The sequence below is a fragment of the Rhodopseudomonas boonkerdii genome (assembly GCF_021184025.1).
In the GTDB taxonomy this organism is placed as follows: Bacteria; Pseudomonadota; Alphaproteobacteria; order Rhizobiales; family Xanthobacteraceae; genus Tardiphaga; species Tardiphaga boonkerdii.
This window is the reverse complement of sequence record NZ_CP036537.1, coordinates 2740526-2761571: the sequence shown is the minus strand read 5'-3', so window position 1 is coordinate 2761571 and position 21046 is coordinate 2740526. Positions and strand designations below refer to the sequence as shown.

At 62.4% G+C, this 21046-nt stretch carries 20 protein-coding genes and 2 tRNA genes; 8 read left to right on the top strand and 14 right to left on the bottom strand.

Features of this window, described 5'->3' with window-relative positions; genetic code table 11:
• Positions 1–44 precede the first annotated feature (44 nt).
• The 3 genes from E0H22_RS12800 to E0H22_RS12790 all read left to right on the top strand — a co-directional run bounded on the left by E0H22_RS12800 (position 45) and on the right by E0H22_RS12790 (position 1658).
• On the top strand, positions 45–779 hold the full coding sequence (locus tag E0H22_RS12800) for a LuxR family transcriptional regulator (RefSeq protein WP_233025999.1): 735 nt from the start codon (positions 45–47) through the stop codon (positions 777–779).
• A gap of 82 nt (positions 780–861) precedes the next feature.
• Positions 862–1485 (top strand): acyl-homoserine-lactone synthase, encoded by a 624-nt coding sequence (locus E0H22_RS12795; RefSeq protein ID WP_233025998.1) that lies wholly within the window; start codon positions 862–864, stop codon positions 1483–1485.
• Complete coding sequence (locus tag E0H22_RS12790; RefSeq protein ID WP_233025997.1) at positions 1482–1658, top strand: hypothetical protein; 177 nt, start codon at positions 1482–1484, stop codon at positions 1656–1658. The genes E0H22_RS12795 and E0H22_RS12790 overlap by 4 nt, the downstream gene beginning before the upstream one ends.
• Before the next feature lie 27 nt (positions 1659–1685).
• Here E0H22_RS12790 and E0H22_RS12785 read toward each other — a convergent pair.
• From E0H22_RS12785 to E0H22_RS12755, 7 genes are all read right to left on the bottom strand, one after another.
• Positions 1686–1762 (bottom strand) — tRNA-Val (locus tag E0H22_RS12785).
• A gap of 64 nt (positions 1763–1826) precedes the next feature.
• Complete coding sequence (locus E0H22_RS12780) at positions 1827–2084, bottom strand: hypothetical protein (RefSeq protein WP_233025996.1); 258 nt, start codon at positions 2082–2084, stop codon at positions 1827–1829.
• Positions 2085–2233: 149 nt separating this feature from the next.
• Positions 2234–4657, bottom strand: coding sequence for an endopeptidase La (gene lon / locus E0H22_RS12775; protein WP_233025995.1), 2424 nt, complete (start codon positions 4655–4657; stop codon positions 2234–2236).
• 424 nt (positions 4658–5081) lie between these two features.
• Positions 5082–6356, bottom strand: a complete 1275-nt coding sequence (gene clpX / locus E0H22_RS12770; RefSeq protein ID WP_211908820.1) for an ATP-dependent Clp protease ATP-binding subunit ClpX — start codon at positions 6354–6356, stop codon at positions 5082–5084.
• Between the two features lie 448 nt (positions 6357–6804).
• A complete protein-coding gene (locus E0H22_RS12765) occupies positions 6805–7440 on the bottom strand; it encodes an ATP-dependent Clp protease proteolytic subunit (RefSeq protein WP_233025994.1) in 636 nt (211 codons plus the stop codon).
• A 402-nt stretch (positions 7441–7842) separates the two neighbouring features.
• A complete protein-coding gene (gene tig, locus E0H22_RS12760) occupies positions 7843–9198 on the bottom strand; it encodes a trigger factor (protein WP_233025993.1) in 1356 nt (451 codons plus the stop codon).
• 172 nt (positions 9199–9370) lie between these two features.
• A tRNA-Leu gene (locus tag E0H22_RS12755) sits at positions 9371–9455 on the bottom strand.
• A gap of 150 nt (positions 9456–9605) precedes the next feature.
• Here E0H22_RS12755 and E0H22_RS12750 point away from each other — a divergent pair.
• On the top strand, positions 9606–10922 hold the full coding sequence (locus E0H22_RS12750; protein WP_233025992.1) for a multicopper oxidase family protein: 1317 nt from the start codon (positions 9606–9608) through the stop codon (positions 10920–10922).
• A 2-nt stretch (positions 10923–10924) separates the two neighbouring features.
• Here the strand turns inward: E0H22_RS12750 and E0H22_RS12745 are convergent, their stop codons facing one another.
• On the bottom strand, positions 10925–12421 hold the full coding sequence (locus E0H22_RS12745) for an NAD(P)H-hydrate dehydratase (RefSeq protein ID WP_233025991.1): 1497 nt from the start codon (positions 12419–12421) through the stop codon (positions 10925–10927).
• 434 nt (positions 12422–12855) lie between these two features.
• Here E0H22_RS12745 and E0H22_RS12740 point away from each other — a divergent pair, with 434 nt between their 5' ends.
• From E0H22_RS12740 to E0H22_RS12730, 3 genes are all read left to right on the top strand, one after another.
• Positions 12856–13194 (top strand): P-II family nitrogen regulator, encoded by a 339-nt coding sequence (locus tag E0H22_RS12740; RefSeq protein WP_143573288.1) that lies wholly within the window; start codon positions 12856–12858, stop codon positions 13192–13194.
• Between the two features lie 339 nt (positions 13195–13533).
• On the top strand, positions 13534–14943 hold the full coding sequence (glnA, locus tag E0H22_RS12735; protein ID WP_233025990.1) for a type I glutamate--ammonia ligase: 1410 nt from the start codon (positions 13534–13536) through the stop codon (positions 14941–14943).
• 183 nt (positions 14944–15126) lie between these two features.
• Positions 15127–16290 (top strand): AI-2E family transporter, encoded by a 1164-nt coding sequence (locus E0H22_RS12730; RefSeq protein WP_233025989.1) that lies wholly within the window; start codon positions 15127–15129, stop codon positions 16288–16290.
• A 109-nt stretch (positions 16291–16399) separates the two neighbouring features.
• Here E0H22_RS12730 and E0H22_RS12725 read toward each other — a convergent pair whose 3' ends face one another.
• From E0H22_RS12725 to E0H22_RS12700, 6 genes are all read right to left on the bottom strand, one after another.
• The gene (locus E0H22_RS12725) at positions 16400–16696 is read right to left on the bottom strand and encodes an antibiotic biosynthesis monooxygenase family protein (protein ID WP_233025988.1); all 297 of its coding nucleotides are present in this window, start codon (positions 16694–16696) and stop codon (positions 16400–16402) included.
• A 70-nt stretch (positions 16697–16766) separates the two neighbouring features.
• On the bottom strand, positions 16767–17012 hold the full coding sequence (locus tag E0H22_RS12720; RefSeq protein ID WP_233025987.1) for a hypothetical protein: 246 nt from the start codon (positions 17010–17012) through the stop codon (positions 16767–16769).
• 34 nt (positions 17013–17046) lie between these two features.
• The gene (locus E0H22_RS12715) at positions 17047–18291 is read right to left on the bottom strand and encodes a GGDEF domain-containing protein (RefSeq protein ID WP_233025986.1); all 1245 of its coding nucleotides are present in this window, start codon (positions 18289–18291) and stop codon (positions 17047–17049) included.
• A 218-nt stretch (positions 18292–18509) separates the two neighbouring features.
• The gene (gene rpsI / locus E0H22_RS12710; protein WP_233025985.1) at positions 18510–18986 is read right to left on the bottom strand and encodes a 30S ribosomal protein S9; all 477 of its coding nucleotides are present in this window, start codon (positions 18984–18986) and stop codon (positions 18510–18512) included.
• A gap of 2 nt (positions 18987–18988) precedes the next feature.
• Positions 18989–19453 carry a 50S ribosomal protein L13 gene (gene rplM, locus E0H22_RS12705; protein ID WP_233025984.1) on the bottom strand — a complete coding sequence of 155 codons (465 nt, stop codon included), beginning with the start codon at positions 19451–19453 and terminating at the stop codon, positions 18989–18991.
• Positions 19454–19617: 164 nt separating this feature from the next.
• Complete coding sequence (locus E0H22_RS12700; protein WP_233025983.1) at positions 19618–20049, bottom strand: PaaI family thioesterase; 432 nt, start codon at positions 20047–20049, stop codon at positions 19618–19620.
• 86 nt (positions 20050–20135) lie between these two features.
• Here E0H22_RS12700 and E0H22_RS12695 point away from each other — a divergent pair, with 86 nt between their 5' ends.
• Positions 20136–20957: an enoyl-CoA hydratase gene (locus E0H22_RS12695; protein WP_233025982.1), complete on the top strand. Its 822-nt coding sequence runs from the start codon at positions 20136–20138 to the stop codon at positions 20955–20957.
• Positions 20958–21046: the final 89 nt, after the last annotated feature.

The following is a 21046-nucleotide window of genomic DNA, read 5'->3' as shown; positions in this document are numbered from 1 at the left end:
GTCTGTAGTTCGGAAATTCATACAGATCGGAGACAGGGGCGCTTATGAGTTCATTCAGGGGCAAATACTTTCTGGATGCGCTCTCGGCGATCGAACGGATCGGCGCTGCGCAATCTCCCGCCGCCATCGGCGAGGTCATTAACGGAACCGCGGCCTCATTCGGCTATGACCATGTCTGTTTCCTGATCTCGGCAGGAAGCCACCAGCCGTTCGAAGATCGCGTGCTATGGCAGGCTTGGCCGAAAAGCTGGGCGGAGCAGTATCGCAGCTCCAATTTCTACGCACACGATCCCCTTGCCCCGCGCATTCGCAGGCAGGCGGAGATGTTTGCCTGGTCGGACCTCCCGCTCGACCAGATGAACGCCGCGGCGCGGTCCATCATGGAAATCGCCGCGGTCGACTACGATCTGCGTTTCGGCCTCTGCGCGCCGGTGCATGGCATGAACGGTTATCAGGCCGGACTGTCGCTGGCAGGCCGCGACGTCGATCGCACGCCGGAAGCGAATTCGGCGATCGAACTCGTCACCATGTATGCGTTCAACCGCTTTGCCATCCTGCGCTCGCGCCAGCAGACGAAGACGGCTGTGCTCAGCGCAAGGGAGCGCGAGGTCATGAACTGGGTCGCCGCCGGCAAGACGGCCTGGGATACGAGCGTGATCCTCAGCATCTCCGAGGACACCGTGAACAAGACGGTGACAGCGGCAATGCATAAACTCAACGCGCATACGCGCGCGCAGGCCGTAGCCGAAGCGATCAAGCGAGGATTGATCGCTTTCTGATTTGTCAATCCCCAGTCGACGGAATTTCGCGACAGGACCGCCCATGAGAACCCTCCCCGCAGCGCAGCGCGGAGCACTTCTCATGATCGAGATCATCGATAGCGGCAACGCCGGATATCATCGCGATCTCCTCGACAAGCAGTTCCGGCTTCGCCACGAGATTTTCGTCGGCGAACGGGGCTGGACCGATTTCGACATCGACGGCACCCACGAGCGCGACCAGTATGACGACGACGCTGCGGTTTATCTTGTCGCGGCGGACGAGATCGGCACCGTGGCGGGCGGCTATCGCCTCTATCCGACGGTGTTGCCGCATATGCTGAGCGAACAGTTTCCTCATCTTGTCGAAGGCGCCATCATCCGTCGCCACGACGTGCTCGAACTCACCCGCTTCGCCATGCGCAAGTCGCAGCGCCGCAGCCGGCACTATTTCGAGCTGCTCGCCGCGATCCAGGAATACGGGATGATGGAAGGCCTCTCGGGCTTCACCTCGGTGATCAATCCCCTGCGAATCCCGATCCTGCAGAGCTTCGGTTTCGAGATCGAACCGCTCGGCCTGCCCGCCATGATCGACGGCGATTCGACCATCGCCGTCCTGTTCCACGTCAATGAGCAATGCCACGCCCGCGTGCGGGACAAGGTGGCGATCCACGACACCGTGTTCGGCGCGGCCAAAGCCTCGCGCCAGAGAGCCAGCGCCCGATGAAACAGTGCCATCTGAAAGTGATCCAAGGCGGAAAAGACGCTGACGACCTGATCGTCACCATGCTGCACGCCCTCAAGCTGGCGAATGCATGCCGGTCGGAGACCACCTACAACCTGCTGCGCATGGCGCTGCTGAACGAGGGCATCGAGATTGCGAAAGGAACGGAGCGCTGACCGCCGCGACAGGTATCGGAGCGGGAATGGTAGGCGGCGAGAGATTCGAACTCCCGACCCTCTCGGTGTAAACGAGATGCTCTAACCAGCTGAGCTAGCCGCCCAAGGCGAATGCCGTTGGCGCCTATTTAGCGCCCGTGTCGTGTGACGGCAAGCCGAGAGTGTCCTTCAGCGCTGCAATCCAATCGCCGCAGGCGCTTGCAGGTCCTGCCGCGGCCATTCGGGATTCGGCTGTTCCGGTTGCTTGGCACCGAGGAAATTGGCGCGGTCCCTGTTGTGGAAACCCGAATCCCTGCCCTCGAATTCACGCTCAGCGCGGTAGCCACGCTCGCGCTCGGCGCCAAAGCGCTTGTCCAGCCGCTCACATAGCGCAGCGTCGCTGGCTGCCAGCGACATCAATGTTGTCAGGATGAGCGCCCTCATCATCGCAATCTTTCCATAGCCGAGCCTAGCATCGCAACTTGCCGATCGACAGGCACGGCCCGATCAAGCTCACGTCATCGGGCGATGCCATGGCCTCAAAACAAAAGCGGCGCCCCGAAGGACGCCGCTGATGTCGTTTATCGGGTTGACGCTTAGTGCGCCGTCAGACCGCCGGAGGCTTCCTCGCCATCGGTTTTCACCGGCAGCTTGGCATCCTCTTCCCAGTCGATCGCTTCCGGCTGGCGGACCAGCGCATTGGCGATCACCTCGTCCATCCGGGCGACCGGGATGATGTTCAGCCCGCCCTTGATCGAGTCCGGGATCTCGGTGAGATCCTTGGCATTGTCCTCGGGGATCAAGACCGTCTTGATGCCGCCGCGGGCCGCAGCCAACAGCTTCTCCTTCAATCCGCCGATCGGCAGCACACGGCCGCGCAGCGTGATCTCGCCGGTCATGGCGACATCGTGCTTGATCGGAATGCCCGTAAGGACAGACACGATCGTGGTGGCCATCGCCACGCCTGCGGACGGACCGTCCTTCGGCGTCGCGCCCTCGGGCACGTGGACGTGGATGTCGCGTCGCTCGAACAGCGGCGGCTCGATCCCGAAGGTGATCGCGCGCGAGCGGACATAGGATGCCGCCGCCGAGATCGATTCCTTCATCACGTCACGCAGGTTGCCGGTGACGGTCATGCGGCCCTTGCCGGGCATCATGACGCCTTCGATGGTGAGCAGCTCACCACCGACATCCGTCCAGGCGAGACCGGTGACCACACCGACCTGATCGTCGCTCTCGATTTCCCCGAAGCGATACTTGGGCACGCCCAGGAATTCCTCGAGATTCTTCTCGGTGACCTTCACCACCTTCTTCTTCGAGAGCATCAGCTCCTTCACAGCCTTGCGGGCCAGCGTGGAGATTTCGCGCTCGAGGTTACGCACACCCGCTTCGCGGGTGTAACGGCGGATCAGGAGCAACAGAGCGTCATCGTCGATCGACCATTCCTTGGTGTCCAGACCATGCTTCGCCAGCGCGGCCGGGATCAGGTGCTTGCGCGCGATCTCGACCTTTTCCGTCTCGGTGTAGCCGGCGATCCGGATCAGCTCCATGCGGTCCATCAACGGCCCCGGAATATTCAGGGTGTTCGCCGTGGTGATGAACATCACGTTGGACAGATCGTAGTCCACTTCGAGATAGTGATCGGCGAAGGTGCCGTTCTGTTCGGGGTCGAGAACCTCGAGCAGAGCCGACGACGGATCGCCGCGGAAATCGGCGCCCATCTTGTCGATCTCGTCCAGCAGGAACAGCGGGTTCGAGGTCTTCGCCTTGCGCATCGACTGGATGATCTTGCCGGGCATCGAACCGATATAGGTCCGGCGATGACCGCGGATCTCCGCTTCGTCGCGCACGCCGCCGAGCGACACGCGCACGAACTCGCGTCCGGTCGCCTTCGCGATCGACTTGCCGAGCGAGGTCTTGCCGACGCCGGGAGGACCGACGAGGCACAGGATCGGGCCCGTCAGCTTGTTGGCGCGCGACTGCACGGCGAGGTACTCGACGATGCGGTCCTTGACCTTCTCAAGCCCGTAGTGCTCCTCGTCCAGCATCGCCTGCGCGGCTGAGAGGTCCTTCTTGACCTTCGACTTCTTGCCCCACGGAATCGACAGCAGCCAGTCGAGATAGTTGCGCACGACGGTCGCTTCCGCGGACATCGGCGACATCTGGCGCAGCTTCTTCAGCTCGTGCTGCGCCTTCTCGCGGGCTTCCTTCGACAGCTTGGTCTTGGCGATCTTCTCTTCGATGTCGGCCAGCTCGTCGCGACCTTCGTCGTCGCCGAGTTCCTTCTGGATCGCCTTCATCTGCTCGTTGAGATAATACTCGCGCTGCGTCTTCTCCATCTGGCGCTTGACGCGCGAGCGGATACGCTTCTCGACCTGCAGCACCGAGATCTCGCTCTCCATCAAGCCCAGCACCTTTTCCAGGCGCCCGGTGACGGACAGCGTTTCCAGGATGCCCTGGCGATCCGCGATCTTGACGGCGAGATGCGACGCGACGGTGTCGGCGAGCTTGGCGAAATCGGTGATCGCCTGCACGACGCCGACGACTTCGGCCGAGATCTTCTTGTTGAGCTTCACATAGCTCTCGAAGTCGGACACGACCGAACGCGCCAGCGCTTCAGCCTCGACGCTCTTCGCGTCGGTATCGGCAAGCGCAACGGCAGTCGCTTCGTAATATTCGGTGCGATCGGAGTACTTCTCGATCTTGGCGCGCTCGAGGCCTTCCACCAGCACCTTCACGGTGCCGTCGGGCAGCTTGAGCAGCTGGAGCACGCTGGCGAGCGTGCCGGTCTCATAGATGGCGTCCGGTGCCGGATCATCGTCCGACGCATTCTTCTGCGTCGCGAGCATGATCAGGGCGTCGTTCTTCATCACCTCTTCGAGCGCGCGAATGGATTTCTCGCGGCCGACGAAGAGCGGCACGATCATGTGCGGGAAGACGACGATGTCGCGCAGCGGCAGCACGGGATAAGCGTGCTTCTCGCCGTGAACAATGGTTGGCCGGGGCTTGGAGGTCGTCATGGCCTGTTCCTTTTGCTTTGCCCCCTTGCACGCGGTCCGCAGAATGACGCAACCACCACAAGGTGCGATTTCCGTCTTTGCTCGGCCGTTAGAACTTGGAAGGTCCGAAAGGCTCTACTTGTCCGGAGAGTTATGGCGAATCTAGAGGGAGATTTTGTGTTCGCCGCCGTCATTAGGTGGCTATGGCTTGGGGGGGTGTCAAGTGACGGAAACACCTATGAACAAAGGCGGTTTACGGAATCATCCACTTGTCCCGGTGCATCCGCTGAACCGGGACCGCCGCAAACGCCGGCACCCGATACGGTCCCGGCTCAGTGGGACGGCACTCGCGCCGCGTCGCGTCCGGGACAAGAACCGTCGCAACGAAAAACGGCCGCCGGATACCCGGCAGCCGTGTCTCGCACTGATCTTTCGCGCGGCCCGATCAGGCGCTGGCGCTGGTCTCCGCCGCGCGGTCGGAGCGGTCTGCATAGATGTAGAGCGGACGCGCCGTTCCATCCACGACTTCCTTGGAGATGACGACCTCCTCGACACCTTCCAGACCGGGCAGATCGAACATGGTCTCGAGCAGGATGGCTTCGAGAATCGACCGCAGGCCACGGGCGCCCGTCTTGCGCTCGATCGCCTTGCGGGCCACCGCACCCAGCGCCTCGTCGGCGAAGGTAAGCTCGATATTCTCCATCTCGAACAGACGCTGATACTGCTTCACCAGCGCGTTCTTCGGCTCGACCAGGATCTTCTTCAGCGAGGCCTCGTCGAGGTCTTCCAGCGTCGCGACGACGGGGAGACGGCCGACGAATTCCGGGATCAGGCCGTACTTGAGCAGATCCTCGGGCTCGACGTGACGGAAGATTTCACCGGTGCGGCGATCTTCCGGCGCAAGCACCTGCGCCGCGAAACCGATCGAGGTGGTGCGGCCGCGGCCCGAAATGATCTTTTCAAGACCGGCGAACGCGCCGCCGCAGATGAACAGGATGTTCGTCGTGTCGACCTGCAGGAATTCCTGCTGCGGATGCTTGCGGCCGCCCTGCGGAGGCACCGAGGCAACGGTGCCTTCCATGATCTTCAGCAGTGCCTGCTGCACGCCCTCGCCCGACACGTCGCGGGTGATCGACGGATTGTCCGACTTGCGCGAGATCTTGTCGATTTCGTCGATATAGACGATGCCGCGCTGGGCGCGCTCGACATTGTAGTCGGCCGCCTGCAGCAGCTTGAGGATGATGTTCTCGACGTCCTCACCGACATAACCGGCTTCGGTCAGCGTCGTCGCATCGGCCATCGTGAACGGCACATCGAGGATGCGGGCGAGCGTCTGAGCGAGCAGCGTCTTGCCCGAACCGGTGGGGCCGATCAGCAGGATGTTCGACTTCGCGAGCTCGACATCGTTGTGCTTGGTCTGGTGGTTGAGGCGCTTGTAGTGGTTATGCACCGCGACCGAGAGAACCTTCTTCGCATGGAACTGGCCGATGACATAGTCATCGAGCACCTTGCAGATTTCCTTCGGGGTCGGGATGCCGTCGCGCGACTTCACCAGCGAGGACTTGTTCTCCTCACGGATGATATCCATGCACAGTTCGACGCATTCGTCACAGATGAATACGGTGGGACCCGCGATCAGTTTGCGAACTTCATGCTGGCTCTTGCCGCAGAACGAACAATACAGCGTGTTCTTGGAGTCGCTGGTACCGACCTTACTCATTCCTATCTCCGTCCGCCGTTCGATCTTCGTTCGATCGGTCCGCTCCCTTCCAGGGTCATATCCCGTAGATAGAGCAATTCCCGTACCAAAAAAGACCTTGTTCCAAATCGCCGCTCGAATCCGCGGCCAAATCGAATCTCCGCGATACTAATCGATCCGCACTAGCGAACCATGCTGGCAGCCGATGTTCAAGAATTCGCTAATCGGCACAGCGATCACCCGTTATGACGATTACGCGATTTGCTCGCGCCGCGCGAGTGCTCCGGACAATTCGGAGGGCAATCGCGAATAACAGGCGCCCGGCGTGTACGAAAGCGGAACTTTCGTGTCCGGGCATCGGCACAGAGTACCGATAAGGGACATTCTGAAATCGGTCGCCTCATATCGTGGAGGCTATGCCGGGCCGCGCCTGCGATCCGGCATTGTTGATGTTGCCGACCTGTTCCGCCTAGGCGGGCTTGGCGGGCGTCGCTTCCTCGGCGCGCTTGTCGATCACCTTGTCGATCAACCCGAAATCGCGCGCCTGATCGGCGGTCATGAAGTTATCGCGCTCGAGCGCGTTGTGGATGTCTTCGTAGGGCCGGCCGGTGTGCTTCACATAAATCTCGTTGAGCCGGCGCTTCAGGCTCTCGACTTCCTTGGCATGGATCAGGATGTCGGTGGCCTGGCCCTGGAAACCGCCTGAAGGCTGGTGAACCATGACGCGGGCGTTGGGCAGCGCGAAGCGCATGTCCTTCTCGCCGGCGGCCAGCAGCAGCGACCCCATCGACGCAGCCTGACCGGTGCACAGCGTGGAGACCGGCGGGCGGATGAACTGCATCGTATCATAAATCGCCAGGCCCGACGTCACCACGCCACCCGGCGAATTGATGTACATCGAGATTTCCTTCTTCGGATTTTCCGCTTCCAGGAACAGCAGCTGCGCGACGATCAGCGTCGACATGCCGTCTTCCACCGGACCGGTCACGAAGATGATGCGCTCCTTCAGCAGGCGCGAGAAGATGTCGTATGCCCGCTCGCCCCGGTTGGTCTGCTCGACCACCATCGGAACGAGGTTCATATAGGTTTCGATCGGATCGCGCATGAAGCACCCAGAGGTTCGGAGGAGACAAGCGGCGGGAATGCGCGAATGTCCCGTGATGCAGGAAAGTCAGACAAGAGCCCACAGATATGAGCCAATCGGGCAACAACAAGACCAGAGGCCAGATCGTCGCCCTCCCCCTCAGTTCAAGCCGATTCTGGCGGCCATCGCAAAGCGATGGAGCACGGCCGCGGCTTGATTCGGACGGTATCCTTAATGAGAAAACGCCGGCTGAAGGGACCAGCCGGCGTTCCGATTAGAAGGTTCTAAAGAGCCCCCCCGCCCTCATCCTGAGGAGCGCGCCTACCGCGCGCGTCTCGAAGGATGGCCGGACGCTCGGAGCTCCGACATCTCATGGTTCGAGACGGCGCGTCGCGCCTCCTCACCATGAGGGACAGAGAAGGCTCAGGCCGCCTTCTCGTCCTCGTCCTTGTACAGATCTTCCTTGGACACCTTCTTCTCGGTGACCTTGGCGAGTTCGAGGATGAAGTCGACGACCTTGTCCTCGTAGATCGGTGCGCGCAGCTGAGCGAGCGCCTGCGGGTTGTTGCGGTAGAAGTCCCAGACTTCCTTCTCGCGGCCCGGCATGGAGCGGGCACGCTCGATCACGGCGCGGCTGATTTCGTCATCGGTAACGGAAATCTTGTTCTTCTCGCCGATCTCGGAGAGCACGAGACCGAGACGCACGCGGCGGTCGGCGATCTTGCGATACTCTTCCTGGGCAGCTTCTTCCGTCGTGTTCTCGTCGGCAAAAGTCTTGCCCGAGGACGCCATCTCCTGCTGGATCGAATTCCACATCAGCTTGAACTCCTCGTCGATCAGCGACGGCGGAGCATCGAACTTGTGGGTCTCGTCGAGACGATCGAGCAGATGACGCTTTACGCGCTGGCGGGTCGCGCCGGCGAATTCGGCAACCAGACGCTCGCGCGCAGCTTCCTTCAGCTTGTCGAGCGATTCGAGGCCAAGCGACTTGGCGAACTCGTCGTCGATCACGGTATCGACGGGCGCTTCCACCTTGGTAGCGGTGGTTTCGAATTCCGCAGCCTTACCGGCTAGCGTCTCGCTGGCGTAATTGGTCGGGAACGTCACCTTGAGCGTCCGGGTCTCGCCCTTGGCGATTCCGATCAGCTGATCCTCGAAGCCGGGAATGAAGGTGTTGGAGCCGATCTGGACCGGAATGTCCTCGCCGGTGCCGCCTTCGAAAGCGGTTCCGTCGATGGTGCCCTTGAAGTTCACGACCACGCGGTCGCCGGACTCGGCCTTCGCGCCGTCAGCCTTTTCGTTAAACGAGCGATTGGCGTCGGCGACGCGCTTGATCGACTCGTCCACGTCGGCATCGCTGACCTCAGCGACCGGCTTCTCGACTTCGAAGCTCTTGAAGTCGGCGAGCTCGATCGGCGGCACGATCTCGACGGCCACCGAGTATTTCAGGTCGGCCTTGCCGGAGAGGATGTCTTCCACTTCCTTCTCTTCGGTCGGCATGGTGATCTTCGGCTCGGTGGCGAGCTTGAGATTACGCTCGGTGAAGATCTGGGTGTTGGTGGTGCGGATCAGTTCGTCCACGGTCTCGGCGGCAACCGAGCGGCCATAGAGGCGCTTCAGATGGCCGGCCGGAACCTTGCCCGGACGGAAGCCGTTGAGCTTGACCTTGCCCTTCAGGTCCTCGAGGCGCGCATCGACCTTGGCTTCGATGTCGGCAGCCGGAACGCTGATCTGGAATTCGCGCTTCAATCCGTCGGAGACGGTCTCATTCACCTGCATGGCGTCAATCTTCTTCCCGCTTCGTCCGGCCATCGGCCGAACAGTGTCAAATTGGTCCGACGCGCGACCGGAAAGCCTGCGCCGATGGTAGTGCCGATCCGCCTTCGCGGAGGCAAACCCCTCGCGGATGCGAATCCGGAAATCATCATGGTCAAACGCCGTTTGCGCTTGTTGGTGCGGGCAGAGGGACTCGAACCCCCACAACTTTCGTCACTGGAACCTAAATCCAGCGCGTCTACCAATTCCGCCATGCCCGCAGAAAACATCATGTCCGGCCGCGATGTCGCGAGCGGCGGGCTTATAACACGCAGACGACAATTCGCAGCAAAAAAATGGGCCGGCGGGAGGCCACTTGCCGCACCGGCCGCAACTGGACTTTCGCGCCGGGAAATGGTCGGAATTTCCGCATGACGAACAGCCCTCTTGCCCTCACCCGTCGCACCTTGCTGGCAGGCGCCGGCAGCGCCCTGCTCGCCCCGCTGCTGCCGCAAACGACTTTCGCCCAGGCAGTTACCGCTCTGGAATTGCAGGCGAAATCCGGCCCGCTGATCGTTCGTCCCGGAACCAGCTCCGAGGCAGGAACCCTGCACAGCGCCCAGAAGGGACCCTTGCGGTTCAATCGCGGCGACGAGATCGACGTTCAGATCGTCAATCAGCTCCCCGGCCCCATTGTGCTCAACTGCCGCGGCATCAATGCCGTTTCGGGCATCGCGCCGCTGCTTGACCGCAAGCCGATCGGCACCGGCGCCCGGGATGCGTTCAAGCTGACGATGCGCAGCGCCGGCACGTCCTATGTGGATATGCGGCTGCTGGGTGACGGGGCGCCATTGCCGTCGCAAGTCCGCAGCATGGTGGTGCAGGAGACAGATCCGCTCGAGGTCGATCGCGACGAAGTGCTGCTGATCGAGGATTTCCGCATCGCGCCGGACGGCAAGCTGCTGGCGCCGGGCGTCGATCCCAAGGACGCGGCGGTGATGTTTCTGGCCAACCGCAAGGCGGTCCACGACATTCCGGTCAAGACCAATGAACGGCTCAGGCTCCGTCTCATCAATGGCTGCCAACGATCTGTCATTGCTATAAAATTTGAAGACCAGGACGTTCGCGTGATGGCCATCGACGGCCAGCCTGCGGAACCGTTCCCGGCGCGCAACAACCAGGTCGTGCTGGCGCCCGGCACCCGCATCGATGTCTTCCTCGACACCGTCAAAGCCGCCGGAACCGTCACGGCGATCCTACTCCACGACGGCAAGGACATCCGCCGCATCGGCCAGCTGGTGACGCTGAAGGATCCGCCGCTGCGCGCCGCGCCGCTCGCAGCCGCTCCCGCGCTGCCGGCCAACGACCTGCCGGCCCAGATCGACCTCAAGAGCGCGACGCGCGCCGACCTTGCCATCGGCACATCCGATACCGGTTGGCTCAGGCCGCTCGACCTCGGCCCATCCACGGCACCGGCCTTCAAGGCCAGGTCCGGACGCCCGGTGGTTCTCACTCTGGCTAACAAGGCGGCTGGTCCCGTCATCCTGCAGATGCACGGCCACCACTTCCGGCTGCTCGACAGGCTCGACGATGGCTGGAAACCGTTCTGGCTCGACACGCTGGCCCTCGACCCCGGCCAGACCCAGCGCATCGCCTTCACCGCCCGCAATCCCGGCCGCTGGTTGATCGAATCCTTCGTCGCCGAATGGGCGGCTCCGCGCCTTGTACGCTGGTACGAGGTCGGCTGAGCTCAGTAGGGAATCCCAAGCCGGTCATAAAGCCGCCGGAACACCGCCGGCATCACCTCCGGCAGATCTTCCGCGATCAGCCCCGGCCCGGCCTCGCTGCCGGCCTCGCCATGCATCCAGACGCCGATGCAGGCCGCCTCGAAGGCCGGCACGCCCTGCGCCAGAAACGCGCCGATCAGCCCCGCCAGGACGTCCCCGGAACCGGCCGTCGCCAACCATGGCGGTGCATTGGAGGCGATGGCGGCACGGCCATCGGGGGACGAGACCACCGTATCCGCCCCTTTCAGGACGACCACCGCACCTGATCGATTGGCCGCGAGCGTTACACGTTCAAGCTTCGATTGAATCTCAGGTTCTTCATTCAAGGAGCTGAATATTCTCGAGAATTCGCCTTCATGCGGCGTCAGAACGACCTCAGATTCAGGCTCAGCCTTGATCATGTCGAACAGCCGATCCGGCGCATCGGCAAAACTGGTCAGCGCATCCGCGTCGAGCACCAGCCGTCGTTTGGCCGCCAGACCTGCCGCAACGAGGCCACGCGTCTTCGCGCCAATCCCCGCGCCCGGTCCGATAATGCAGGCATTCACCTTCCCCCTGATCAGGGGAGCGAACTCCTCCGCCGTATCGACCGGCCGCACCATGACCGCGGTCAGCGCCGCCGCATTGACGGCCAGCGCATCGCGTGGCGACGCCACCGTAACGAGCCCTGCTCCGCCCCGCAGCGCCGCCCGCGCGGAGAGCCGCGCTGCGCCCGTCGCGGCGATGTCGCCGGAGACGACCACCGCGTGCCCCTTGGTGAACTTGTGTCCGTCGACGCGCGGCAACGGAAACGCGCTCTCCCAGAGGTCCGGGTTGTTTTCGGCCGCCTTCGGCCCGATCCGGTCGAGAACACCGTCGTCGATGCCGATGTCGATCACCCGCAGCTTGCCGCAATAGCTGCGACCGGGCAGCAGCAGGTGACCGGGCTTCGGACGGAAAAAGGTCACGGTCTCGGTCGCCAGAACGGCGGCACCCATGACAGCGCCGGAATTGCCGTTGATCCCGCTCGGCAGATCGACCGCCAGCACGGGGACACCCGACGCATTGATCGCATCGATCATGATCTTGGGATCGCCCTTCACCGGACGATCGAGCCCGGCGCCGAACAGCGCATCGATAATCAGCGCGGGTGATCCGATCAGCGAGGGATCGCAGGGCAGCACCTCGCCTTTCCACCCTTTCGCCGCGAGCGCAGCGTCGCCCTTCAACGTCGCGCGATCGCAGAGCAGGACCACCGACACGTCCCGTCCCTGCGCCGCCAGCTCCGCCGCCGCGACAAACCCGTCGCCGCCATTGTTGCCGCGACCGGCAACCACCAGGATCGCCCCTTCCTCGGCGAGATCGTTCGCCGCGTCGGCGACAGCGCGACCGGCTGCCCGCATCAATTCAAAACCTGGCGTACCGTCGGCGATCGTCAGCGCGTCGGCCCGGGCCATTTCCTCGGTAGTCAGGAGCTCCATATCGCCATCCGTATCGCCTGTTATGAAGGCAAGCGCGACATTGACCTGCGCGGCCAACCCAGATTGCACTTCATTTGATCAATGTGCCTACTTGATAGACAGGTGAGGTGCGGTATTCTTGTGCCAAGCACGGTCCAACCTGCAGTAAAAACCTGAAAATGCTTCAAAAATAGCCGCATGGCGATTTTGGCACGGACCCTGCTTTGAGGGAAGCCGACTTCGGACCTGGACACTCCACCAGCAGATGATGGAGAGACTTGGTCGTCCACTCTCATCGGCGAGAAATCGTCGACGCTCAGCGGGCGGGAGCGTAACTCCGCCCGAATGTGAGTATCGAATTGCCTGCGCGTTCGCCCCGCGGCTCCTATGCGGGAACGACGCAACTTCAAGTCCAGAAACTTTCGGCCTGTTTGGAAGTGCCGGGGAGACGTTCAGTGAAAAAGATCGAAGCCATCATCAAACCCTTCAAGCTCGACGAGGTGAAGGAGGCGCTTCAGGAGGTGGGACTGCAAGGCATCACCGTCACTGAGGCCAAGGGCTTCGGCCGTCAGAAAGGCCACGCCGAACTGTATCGCGGTGCCGAATACATCGTCGACTTCCTGCCCAAGGTGAAGATCGAGATCGTGATCTCCGACGACCTCGTCGAGAAGGCGATCGACGCGATCCGCCGCGCCGCACAGACGGGCCGCATCGGCGACGGTAAGATCTTCGTCTCCAATATCGAGGAAGCCGTGCGCATCCGCACCGGCGAGTCAGGCCTCGACGCGATTTAAGCGCGCATCCTTCACCTGTCCCGGACGCGCTGCAGCGTCAGGCGATGCGATCGCATCGCCGCCAACGCCGCTGCGCGTGGACCGGCACAGACGCCGTCATACCGCATCACGTCCGGGACACCTGTCGGCAATCTCAGCGCGCAAGCTCACCGGCCGGACTGGACGCTCTCCAAGGGCGATGCTATCCGATTTCTCCGACGTCTCGCGGCGTCAGCAAGAGGCTGCTTCGGCAGCCTTCTTGTTGCCGCTCCTTGTTGTTGAAGACATAAGCCTGTGACCCTCTCGTCATAGGCCGTTGTTACGTCCGGAATTCAGCCCGCAAAAAAGGTAGGGAAACCCATGACGACCGCCAAAGAAGTCCTGCAATCCATCAAGGACAACGACGTCAAATACGTCGATCTGCGTTTCACCGATCCGCGCGGCAAATGGCAGCACGTCACCTTCGACGTCTCGATGATCGACGAAGACATCTTTGCCGAAGGCACCATGTTCGACGGCTCCTCGATCGCCGGCTGGAAGGCGATCAACGAGTCCGACATGACCCTGATGCTCGATCCCGCCACCGCGGTGATCGATCCGTTCTTCGCCGAGACCACCATGGTCATCACCTGCGACGTGCTCGATCCCGGCACCGGCGAGCCCTATAACCGCGACCCGCGCGGCATCGCCAAGAAGGCGGAAGCCCAGGTCAAGGCCATGGGCGTGGGTGACACCGTGTTCGTCGGTCCGGAAGCCGAATTCTTCGTGTTCGACGACGTGCGCTTCTCGGCGCAGCCCTACAACACCGGCTTCAAGCTCGACTCGTCGGAACTGCCGACGAACTCGGACACCGAATATGAGAGCGGCAATCTCGGCCACCGCGTCCGCAACAAGGGCGGCTACTTCCCCGTCCCGCCGCAGGACTCGCTGCAGGACATGCGCTCGGAAATGCTCGGCGCCATGGCGCGCATGGGCGTCAAGGTCGAGAAGCATCACCACGAAGTGGCGTCGGCCCAGCACGAACTCGGCATGAAGTTCGACACGCTGACCCACATGGCCGACCAGATGCAGGTCTACAAATACTGCATCCATCAGGTCGCGCATATCTACGGCAAGACCGCCACCTTCATGCCAAAGCCAATCTTCGGCGACAACGGCTCGGGCATGCATGTGCACCAGTCGATCTGGAAGGACGGCAAGCCGACTTTCGCCGGCAACAAATATGCCGACCTGTCGGAAACCTGCCTCCACTATATCGGCGGCATCATCAAGCACGCCAAGGCGATCAACGCCTTCACCAACCCGTCGACCAACTCCTACAAGCGTCTGGTCCCGGGCTACGAGGCGCCGGTGCTGCTCGCCTACTCCGCGCGCAACCGCTCGGCCTCGTGCCGCATCCCGTTCACGACCTCGCCGAAGGCGAAGCGCGTGGAAGTCCGCTTCCCGGACCCGATGGCGAACCCCTATCTCGCTTTCGCGGCGATGCTGATGGCCGGCCTCGACGGCATCAAGAACAAGATCGATCCGGGTCCGGCGATGGACAAGGATCTCTACGACCTGCCGAAGGAAGAGCTGAAGCAGATCCCGACCGTTTGTGGCTCGCTGCGTGAAGCCCTCGAGAACCTCGACAAGGATCGTGCGTTCCTGAAGGCCGGCGGCGTGTTCGACGACGACTTCATCGATGCTTACATCGAATTGAAGATGCAGGACGTCGAGCGCTTCGAAATGACCCCGCACCCGGTCGAATTCGAAATGTACTATTCGTACTGATCGGCGCGAACGATCGGCGACAATCAAGGCGCTCCGGCAACGGAGCGCCTTTTTTGTTGAGGGATGTAGGCGCACCCACCCCGCTCGTGTCGTGCAGTTCCCCTCACCTCCGATCACAACGGCGATATGCCTTGATCCCCGACGCAATTGACGGGACAGTGAGCCCGTTTCGAGTGCAAAGGATTGACAGTGACCGAAGCCCCTAATGTCCAAACGCGCAGCGATCTCGCCTGGGCGATTTCCATAGGCGGCATCGTCACGGTGTCCTTCACGATTTTCGTCGTGTTCGCCTGGTACTTCTCCGCAACGCTGTTTCTGGTCTTTGCCGGCATCCTGCTCGGCGTCGCCCTCAACGCGCTGACGCAGCTCGCGGGCCGTGTCATGGGCGGCCCGCATCCGCTGCGGCTGGCACTTGTCTGCGTGGTGCTCGCCGCGATGCTGGGCGGCCTGCTTTATCTCGGCGGCGCCACCATCGCCAGCCAGGCCAGGACGCTGTCGGGAACACTGAAGTCGCAGGTCGTCAGCGTGAAGACCTATCTTGAGCAGCACGGCGTCGATACCAGCTACTTCGACTTCAACAGCATCCTGTCCGATGCATCCAAGGACGAAACGAAGGACACGGCCGCGCCGGAAATCCCCGGCACGGTAACGCCGAGCACTGCACCGATCCCACGCACCAGCAACCTGCCGAGCGCGGGGACGATCGCCTCATCGGGCGGCGCCATCGTGACGCAGACACTGAAGATCCTGCTCGGCACGGTCGGCGCCGTCGGCAATTTCTTCATCGTGCTGTTTCTTGGCCTCGCTTTTGCGGCGCAGCCGAGCGTCTATCGCAGCGGTCTGCTGCGATTGACGCCAAAAAGACGCCGGGGGCCGGTGACAATCGTCGTTGATCGCATCAGCGACACGCTGCAGCGCTGGCTGATCGCGCAGATGATCACCATGGTGGCCGTTGGCGGCGTGACCTGGATCGGGCTCAAGCTGATCGGGATTCCCAGCGCGTTCATTCTCGGCGTGCAGGCTGGCCTGCTTGCTTTCATTCCGACCGTCGGTGCCATCCTCGGCGGCCTCATCGTGGTGCTGGCCAGCCTCGCCTCGGGCTGGATCGCCGGCGCGTCGGCATTCGTGCTGTTCATGGCCGTGCATGCGCTGGAGAGCTACATCCTGACGCCGATCCTGCAGCGGCAGGCGCTGGATATTCCGCCGGCAACCCTGTTTGCATTCCAGATCACGCTCGGCGTGGTGTTCGGCGTGTGGGGACTCGCACTGGCGCTGCCGGTGCTGGCGATCGTCAAGGTGGTGATCGACTTCCTGCGCGAGGACGAGAACGAAGCAGCAGCGGCATGACTCCGACCGTAGGGCGGATGAGCAAAGCGTAATCCGCCGCCGAGTTTCCATTTTGAACTCGGCCGGCGGATTGCGCCTTCGGCTCATCCGCCCTACGGCACAGTTTCAATTACGACGTCAGCACCGTTTCGGTGTGCTCGACATAAGGCGGGGTTTCGAAATAGGGACCGACGAGTGCACGCCATTCGGCGAAATCCGAAGAGCCGCGGAAATCCACCGTGTGGTTCTCCAGCGTTTCCCATTTCGCCACCAGCCGATAGCGCGACGGCAGTTCGACCGACTTGTGCAGCTCGAAGCCGAGGCCGCCCTTGGCACGCAGGAACAGTGGTTTGGCCTTGGCGACGGCCGCCTCAAAGTCCTTTTCGGTACCCGGCTTGACGTCGATTTGTGCGATTTCCGTGATCATTGTTTCCGACCCCTTTTTTGCGGTCGGGCAATGTACCCCGGATGGCATGAAGCGCAATCCGTCGACAGCGTCAGGATTTCGCGAAGTAAACCACGACGGTGGCGATCACCGCCGTGCAGGTGGTGATAAAGGCGATCAACGGCCCGCGGCCCTTCTGGGTGCCGTAGCGCCCCTGCGCGCGGCGCTGGGCAATCAGAGCGGTCTCATATTCGTCCGACGAAGAAAACATACAGGCAAAGCCCGAACGCGCGGCGCTGGCGGCAGCGTCGAGCGACATCAGGGCGGGGTTCGACGTGTGATCGCGCGAGGTCATCATGCAATGACCATGGAAGCGATTGGTAAACCGTCCCTTACTGCGCGGCTTCCATTTTCATGGTGACGCCGGCCGCACGGGCCTCCGGCCTCGGCGCCGAGCCCGACACTGCGGCCTTGCGTCCCTGCGCCAGAGACAGCGGCTCCTCTTCGGCCGACTGCACACGGTTGCGCCCGGAGCGTTTCGCTCGATAGAGGGCCGTATCCGCGGCCGCGAGCAACACGTCGAGCTCCGTTCCGGCAGGCCCGCCTGCAACGCCGATGCTGACGGTGGTCGCCACCGGCGCCTCGTCCACCTCGATGCCGCAACCGGCAAAGGCCTCGCGGACCCGTTCGGCGGCCTGCATCGCCTCGTCCAGACTGCATGGCAACATGGCAGCGAATTCTTCGCCACCGATACGCCCGGTCAGATCGGAGATGCGCAGCGAATGGGTCATCACCGATGCAAACAGCTTCAGCACCTCATCTCCGGCGGGATGGCCGAAGCGGTCATTGATCGATTTGAAGTGATCGATATCGAAAATCATCACGGTGATCGGACGCCGTGCCTGCGCCTCGCGCTCGATCATCCGTGCAGTGGCTTCGGCAAATCCCCGGCGATTGAGGAGACCAGTCAGCGGATCACAGGATGCTGCGACCTTGTGGACGGCGACCGTGCGTTCGGACACCAGCACGAAGATCAGGAATACGGTCCCGACGGCGTAGAGCACGAGTTCCACAGCAAAGGCCACCACCCAGATGCTGTTGCCAAACGTCGCGCCATCCGCATGCAGAAAATCCCCGAGCAGGATGGGCAGCATCAGCACAAATCCGTGCAGCAGCGGCACCAGCACCGTGGGCCAGCGATGCTGCAGCGATTTACGGCGCTCAAGTCCGAGTTCATAGGCGGTGAGCACCGCGTAAAGCGCGACGATGCCGGCGCCGATGGTGGTGCGTAACGACGTCATGTCCACCGGCAGGATGAAAATCGCCGCGATCCAGATGGCGGCGCCGAGACATATGCCGCTCCAGATCGGCCCGCGACCGTGGAACACGCGTGCCGCGGTCCACACCATGCCGCAGGCGACGAAACCGAAAGCGTTGAACGCCAGCGTCGGCATCTCGCCGAGCAGCGGCCCGGCGAGCGTCCACAAACCGACGGAGACGCTGCCCAGAAGATACGCGGAGCCCCACCAGTTCAGCGCGGGGATGTCTTCGTGTCGTCCGAAATAGAGAAGCATTCCCCCCAGCATCGCAGCGACAAGTGTTGCGACCAGATAGAGTGTGGATGTGTCGAGCAACATGTCCGCGCACCGGCAATCATTTGCAGTATGACCGGCTTGCATCAGCCGGACGGGCGTAGCGCCCTGCGCGAACGTAACCATCTACCCATTGGAAATTCGTTTTAGCGCAAAGCAAAGTTTTCCGGAAAAACTGCATCAAAGTCGCGACAGTCCAACCGTCCTCCAAATGAAAAAGGGCGCCCGAGGGCGCCCTTGCCGGATGAATGCTGGCGAAACGATCAGCGCTTCGAGAACTGGAACGAACGACGGGCCTTCGCCTTGCCGTACTTCTTACGTTCAACGACACGCGAGTCGCGGGTCAGGAAGCCGCCCTTCTTGAGCACCGAGCGAAGCTCCGGCTCGAAGTTGGTCAGGGCCTTGGACAGACCGTGACGCACGGCGCCAGCCTGGCCCGACAGGCCGCCACCGGCGACAGTGCAGACCACGTCATACTGACCGGCACGGGCTGCGGCGACCAGCGGCTGCTGGATCAGCATGCGCAGCACCGGGCGGGCGAAGTACACTTCGACGTCGCGGGTGTTCACGGTGACCTTGCCGGAGCCCGGCTTGACCCAGACGCGAGCGACCGCGTCCTTGCGCTTGCCGGTGGCATAGGCGCGGCCCTGCTTGTCGACCTTCTTCTCGTAACGCGGCGCGTCGGGTGCGGCGACCTTCAGCGAAGCGAGCTGGTCGAGAGACTGCATGGTATCGGACATAGTTATGCGGCCCTCTTGTTCTTGCGGTTCAGCGCGCCGACGTCGAGCGTCTCGGGCTGCTGTGCTTCATGCGGATGATCGGCGCCGGCGTAAACGCGCAGGTTGCCCATCTGGACGCGGCCGAGCGGGCCACGCGGGATCATGCGCTCGACGGCCTTCTCGACCACGCGCTCCGGGAAGCGACCTTCGAGGATCGACTTGGCCGAACGCTCCTTGATGCCGCCGATGAAGCCGGTGTGGTGATAGTACATCTTGTCGTCGCGCTTGCGACCGGTGAACACCACCTTGTCGGCATTCACGATGATGACGTTGTCACCGCAATCGACATGCGGGGTGTAGGTCGGGAGATGCTTGCCGCGCAGGCGCATGGCGACCAGCGTGGCGAGGCGGCCGACCACGAGACCGGTGGCGTCGATGACGATCCACTTCTTCGTGACCTCAGCCGGCTTTGCCGAAAAGGTTTTCATTGGACGATCCGTATAACGGGGTGAAACAGGGATCGGCGCCCAAACGGGGGCGCCGAATTGAGGGTGGTTCTAGAGAACCGTCCGGATTCCGTCAATGGCGTAAGGCAACATAAAGCGCTTTGAAATCAGCATCTTATAATTAAGGTGCAATATTACCTCAGAATTCACGCTTTATTCGGAATGGAGTAGGTGGACGTGACATGAGCGATCGGGTCGGGACTTGTGCCGGACAGGAGGTTCACCTCCCCCACCGCCAGTCGCTTGCCGAGCTTCAGGAGCTTGGCGGCGGCGAGCACATCCTGTCCCGGCTGGCCCTTGCGCAGGAAATTGATGTTCAGGCTGGTGGTGACCGCAAGGCCCACGGGACCGATGGCGGACAGCAGCACCACATACATGGCGAAATCGGCCAGAGCCATCAGGGTCGGACCCGACACCGTACCGCCCGGCCGCAGCATGCGCTCGCCATAGGTCTGGCGCAGCAGACAGGTGGTGCCGTCGGCGTGCTCGATGGCAATATCCCCGGCGCCGAAGGCCTGTGGGAACTCGCGCTTCAAGAACGCCTCGAGCTCCGGCACCGTCATTTTCGCGTCCGTCATGTCCCCGTCCCGTCTCCACGTCTTTTCGCCGACATCGTCCTGTTACAATATGGTGACGGATAAGCCCAGCCGATGGAAGACAAGACATGGCTCAACCTGCCCGCGCGGAAAACGTGCACCCATCCATTCTCTTGCGCGAGCAGATCGGCGATGTCGCCGTGCTCACGCTCAACCGCCCCGCCGCGCGCAACAGCCTGTCCGATGGTTTGATCGCCGAGATGCATGCGGCACTGAACGAGATCGCCGGCAACAAGGCCGTGCGCGCGGTGGTGATCGCCGCGAACGGGCCTGCGTTTTCGGCCGGACACGACCTGAAGGAACTGACGGCCCGCCGCGCCGACGCCGATCGCGGCCGCGCCTATTTCGGTCAGTTGATGAACGCCTGCAGCGCGATGATGCAGGCGGTCTTGCAGTTGCCGAAGCCCGTGGTCGCTGCCGTGCAGGGCATCGCCACCGCCGCCGGCTGCCAGCTCGTGGCGAGTTGCGATCTCGCCATCGCCTCCGAGCAGGCCCGTTTCGCCACGCCCGGTGTCGATATCGGCCTGTTCTGCTCGACGCCGATGGTGGCGCTCTCCCGCAACGTCCCGCGCAAGCAGGCGATGGAGATGCTGCTGACCGGCGAGCCGATTTCAGCCGAACGGGCGCGGGAGATCGGGCTGATCAATCGCGTCGTGCCTGCGGGGACCGAGCGCGACGCTGCCATCGCCCTCGCCCAGCAGGTCGCACGCAAATCGGCTCATACGATCAAGATCGGCAAAGAGGCGTTCTACCGGCAGGCGGAGATGGGACTCGCCGAGGCCTATCGCTTTGCCGCCGAGGTGATGACCGAAAACATGATGGCGCGCGATGCCGAGGAAGGCATCGGCGCGTTTATCGCGAAGCGCGAGCCGAAATGGGAAGATAAATAACTCCGCCCTCATCCTGAGGAGCGGCATGTTCGCCGCGTCTCGAAGGATGGCCGCCGGCGCTGTCGCCCGACATCTCATGGTTCGAGACG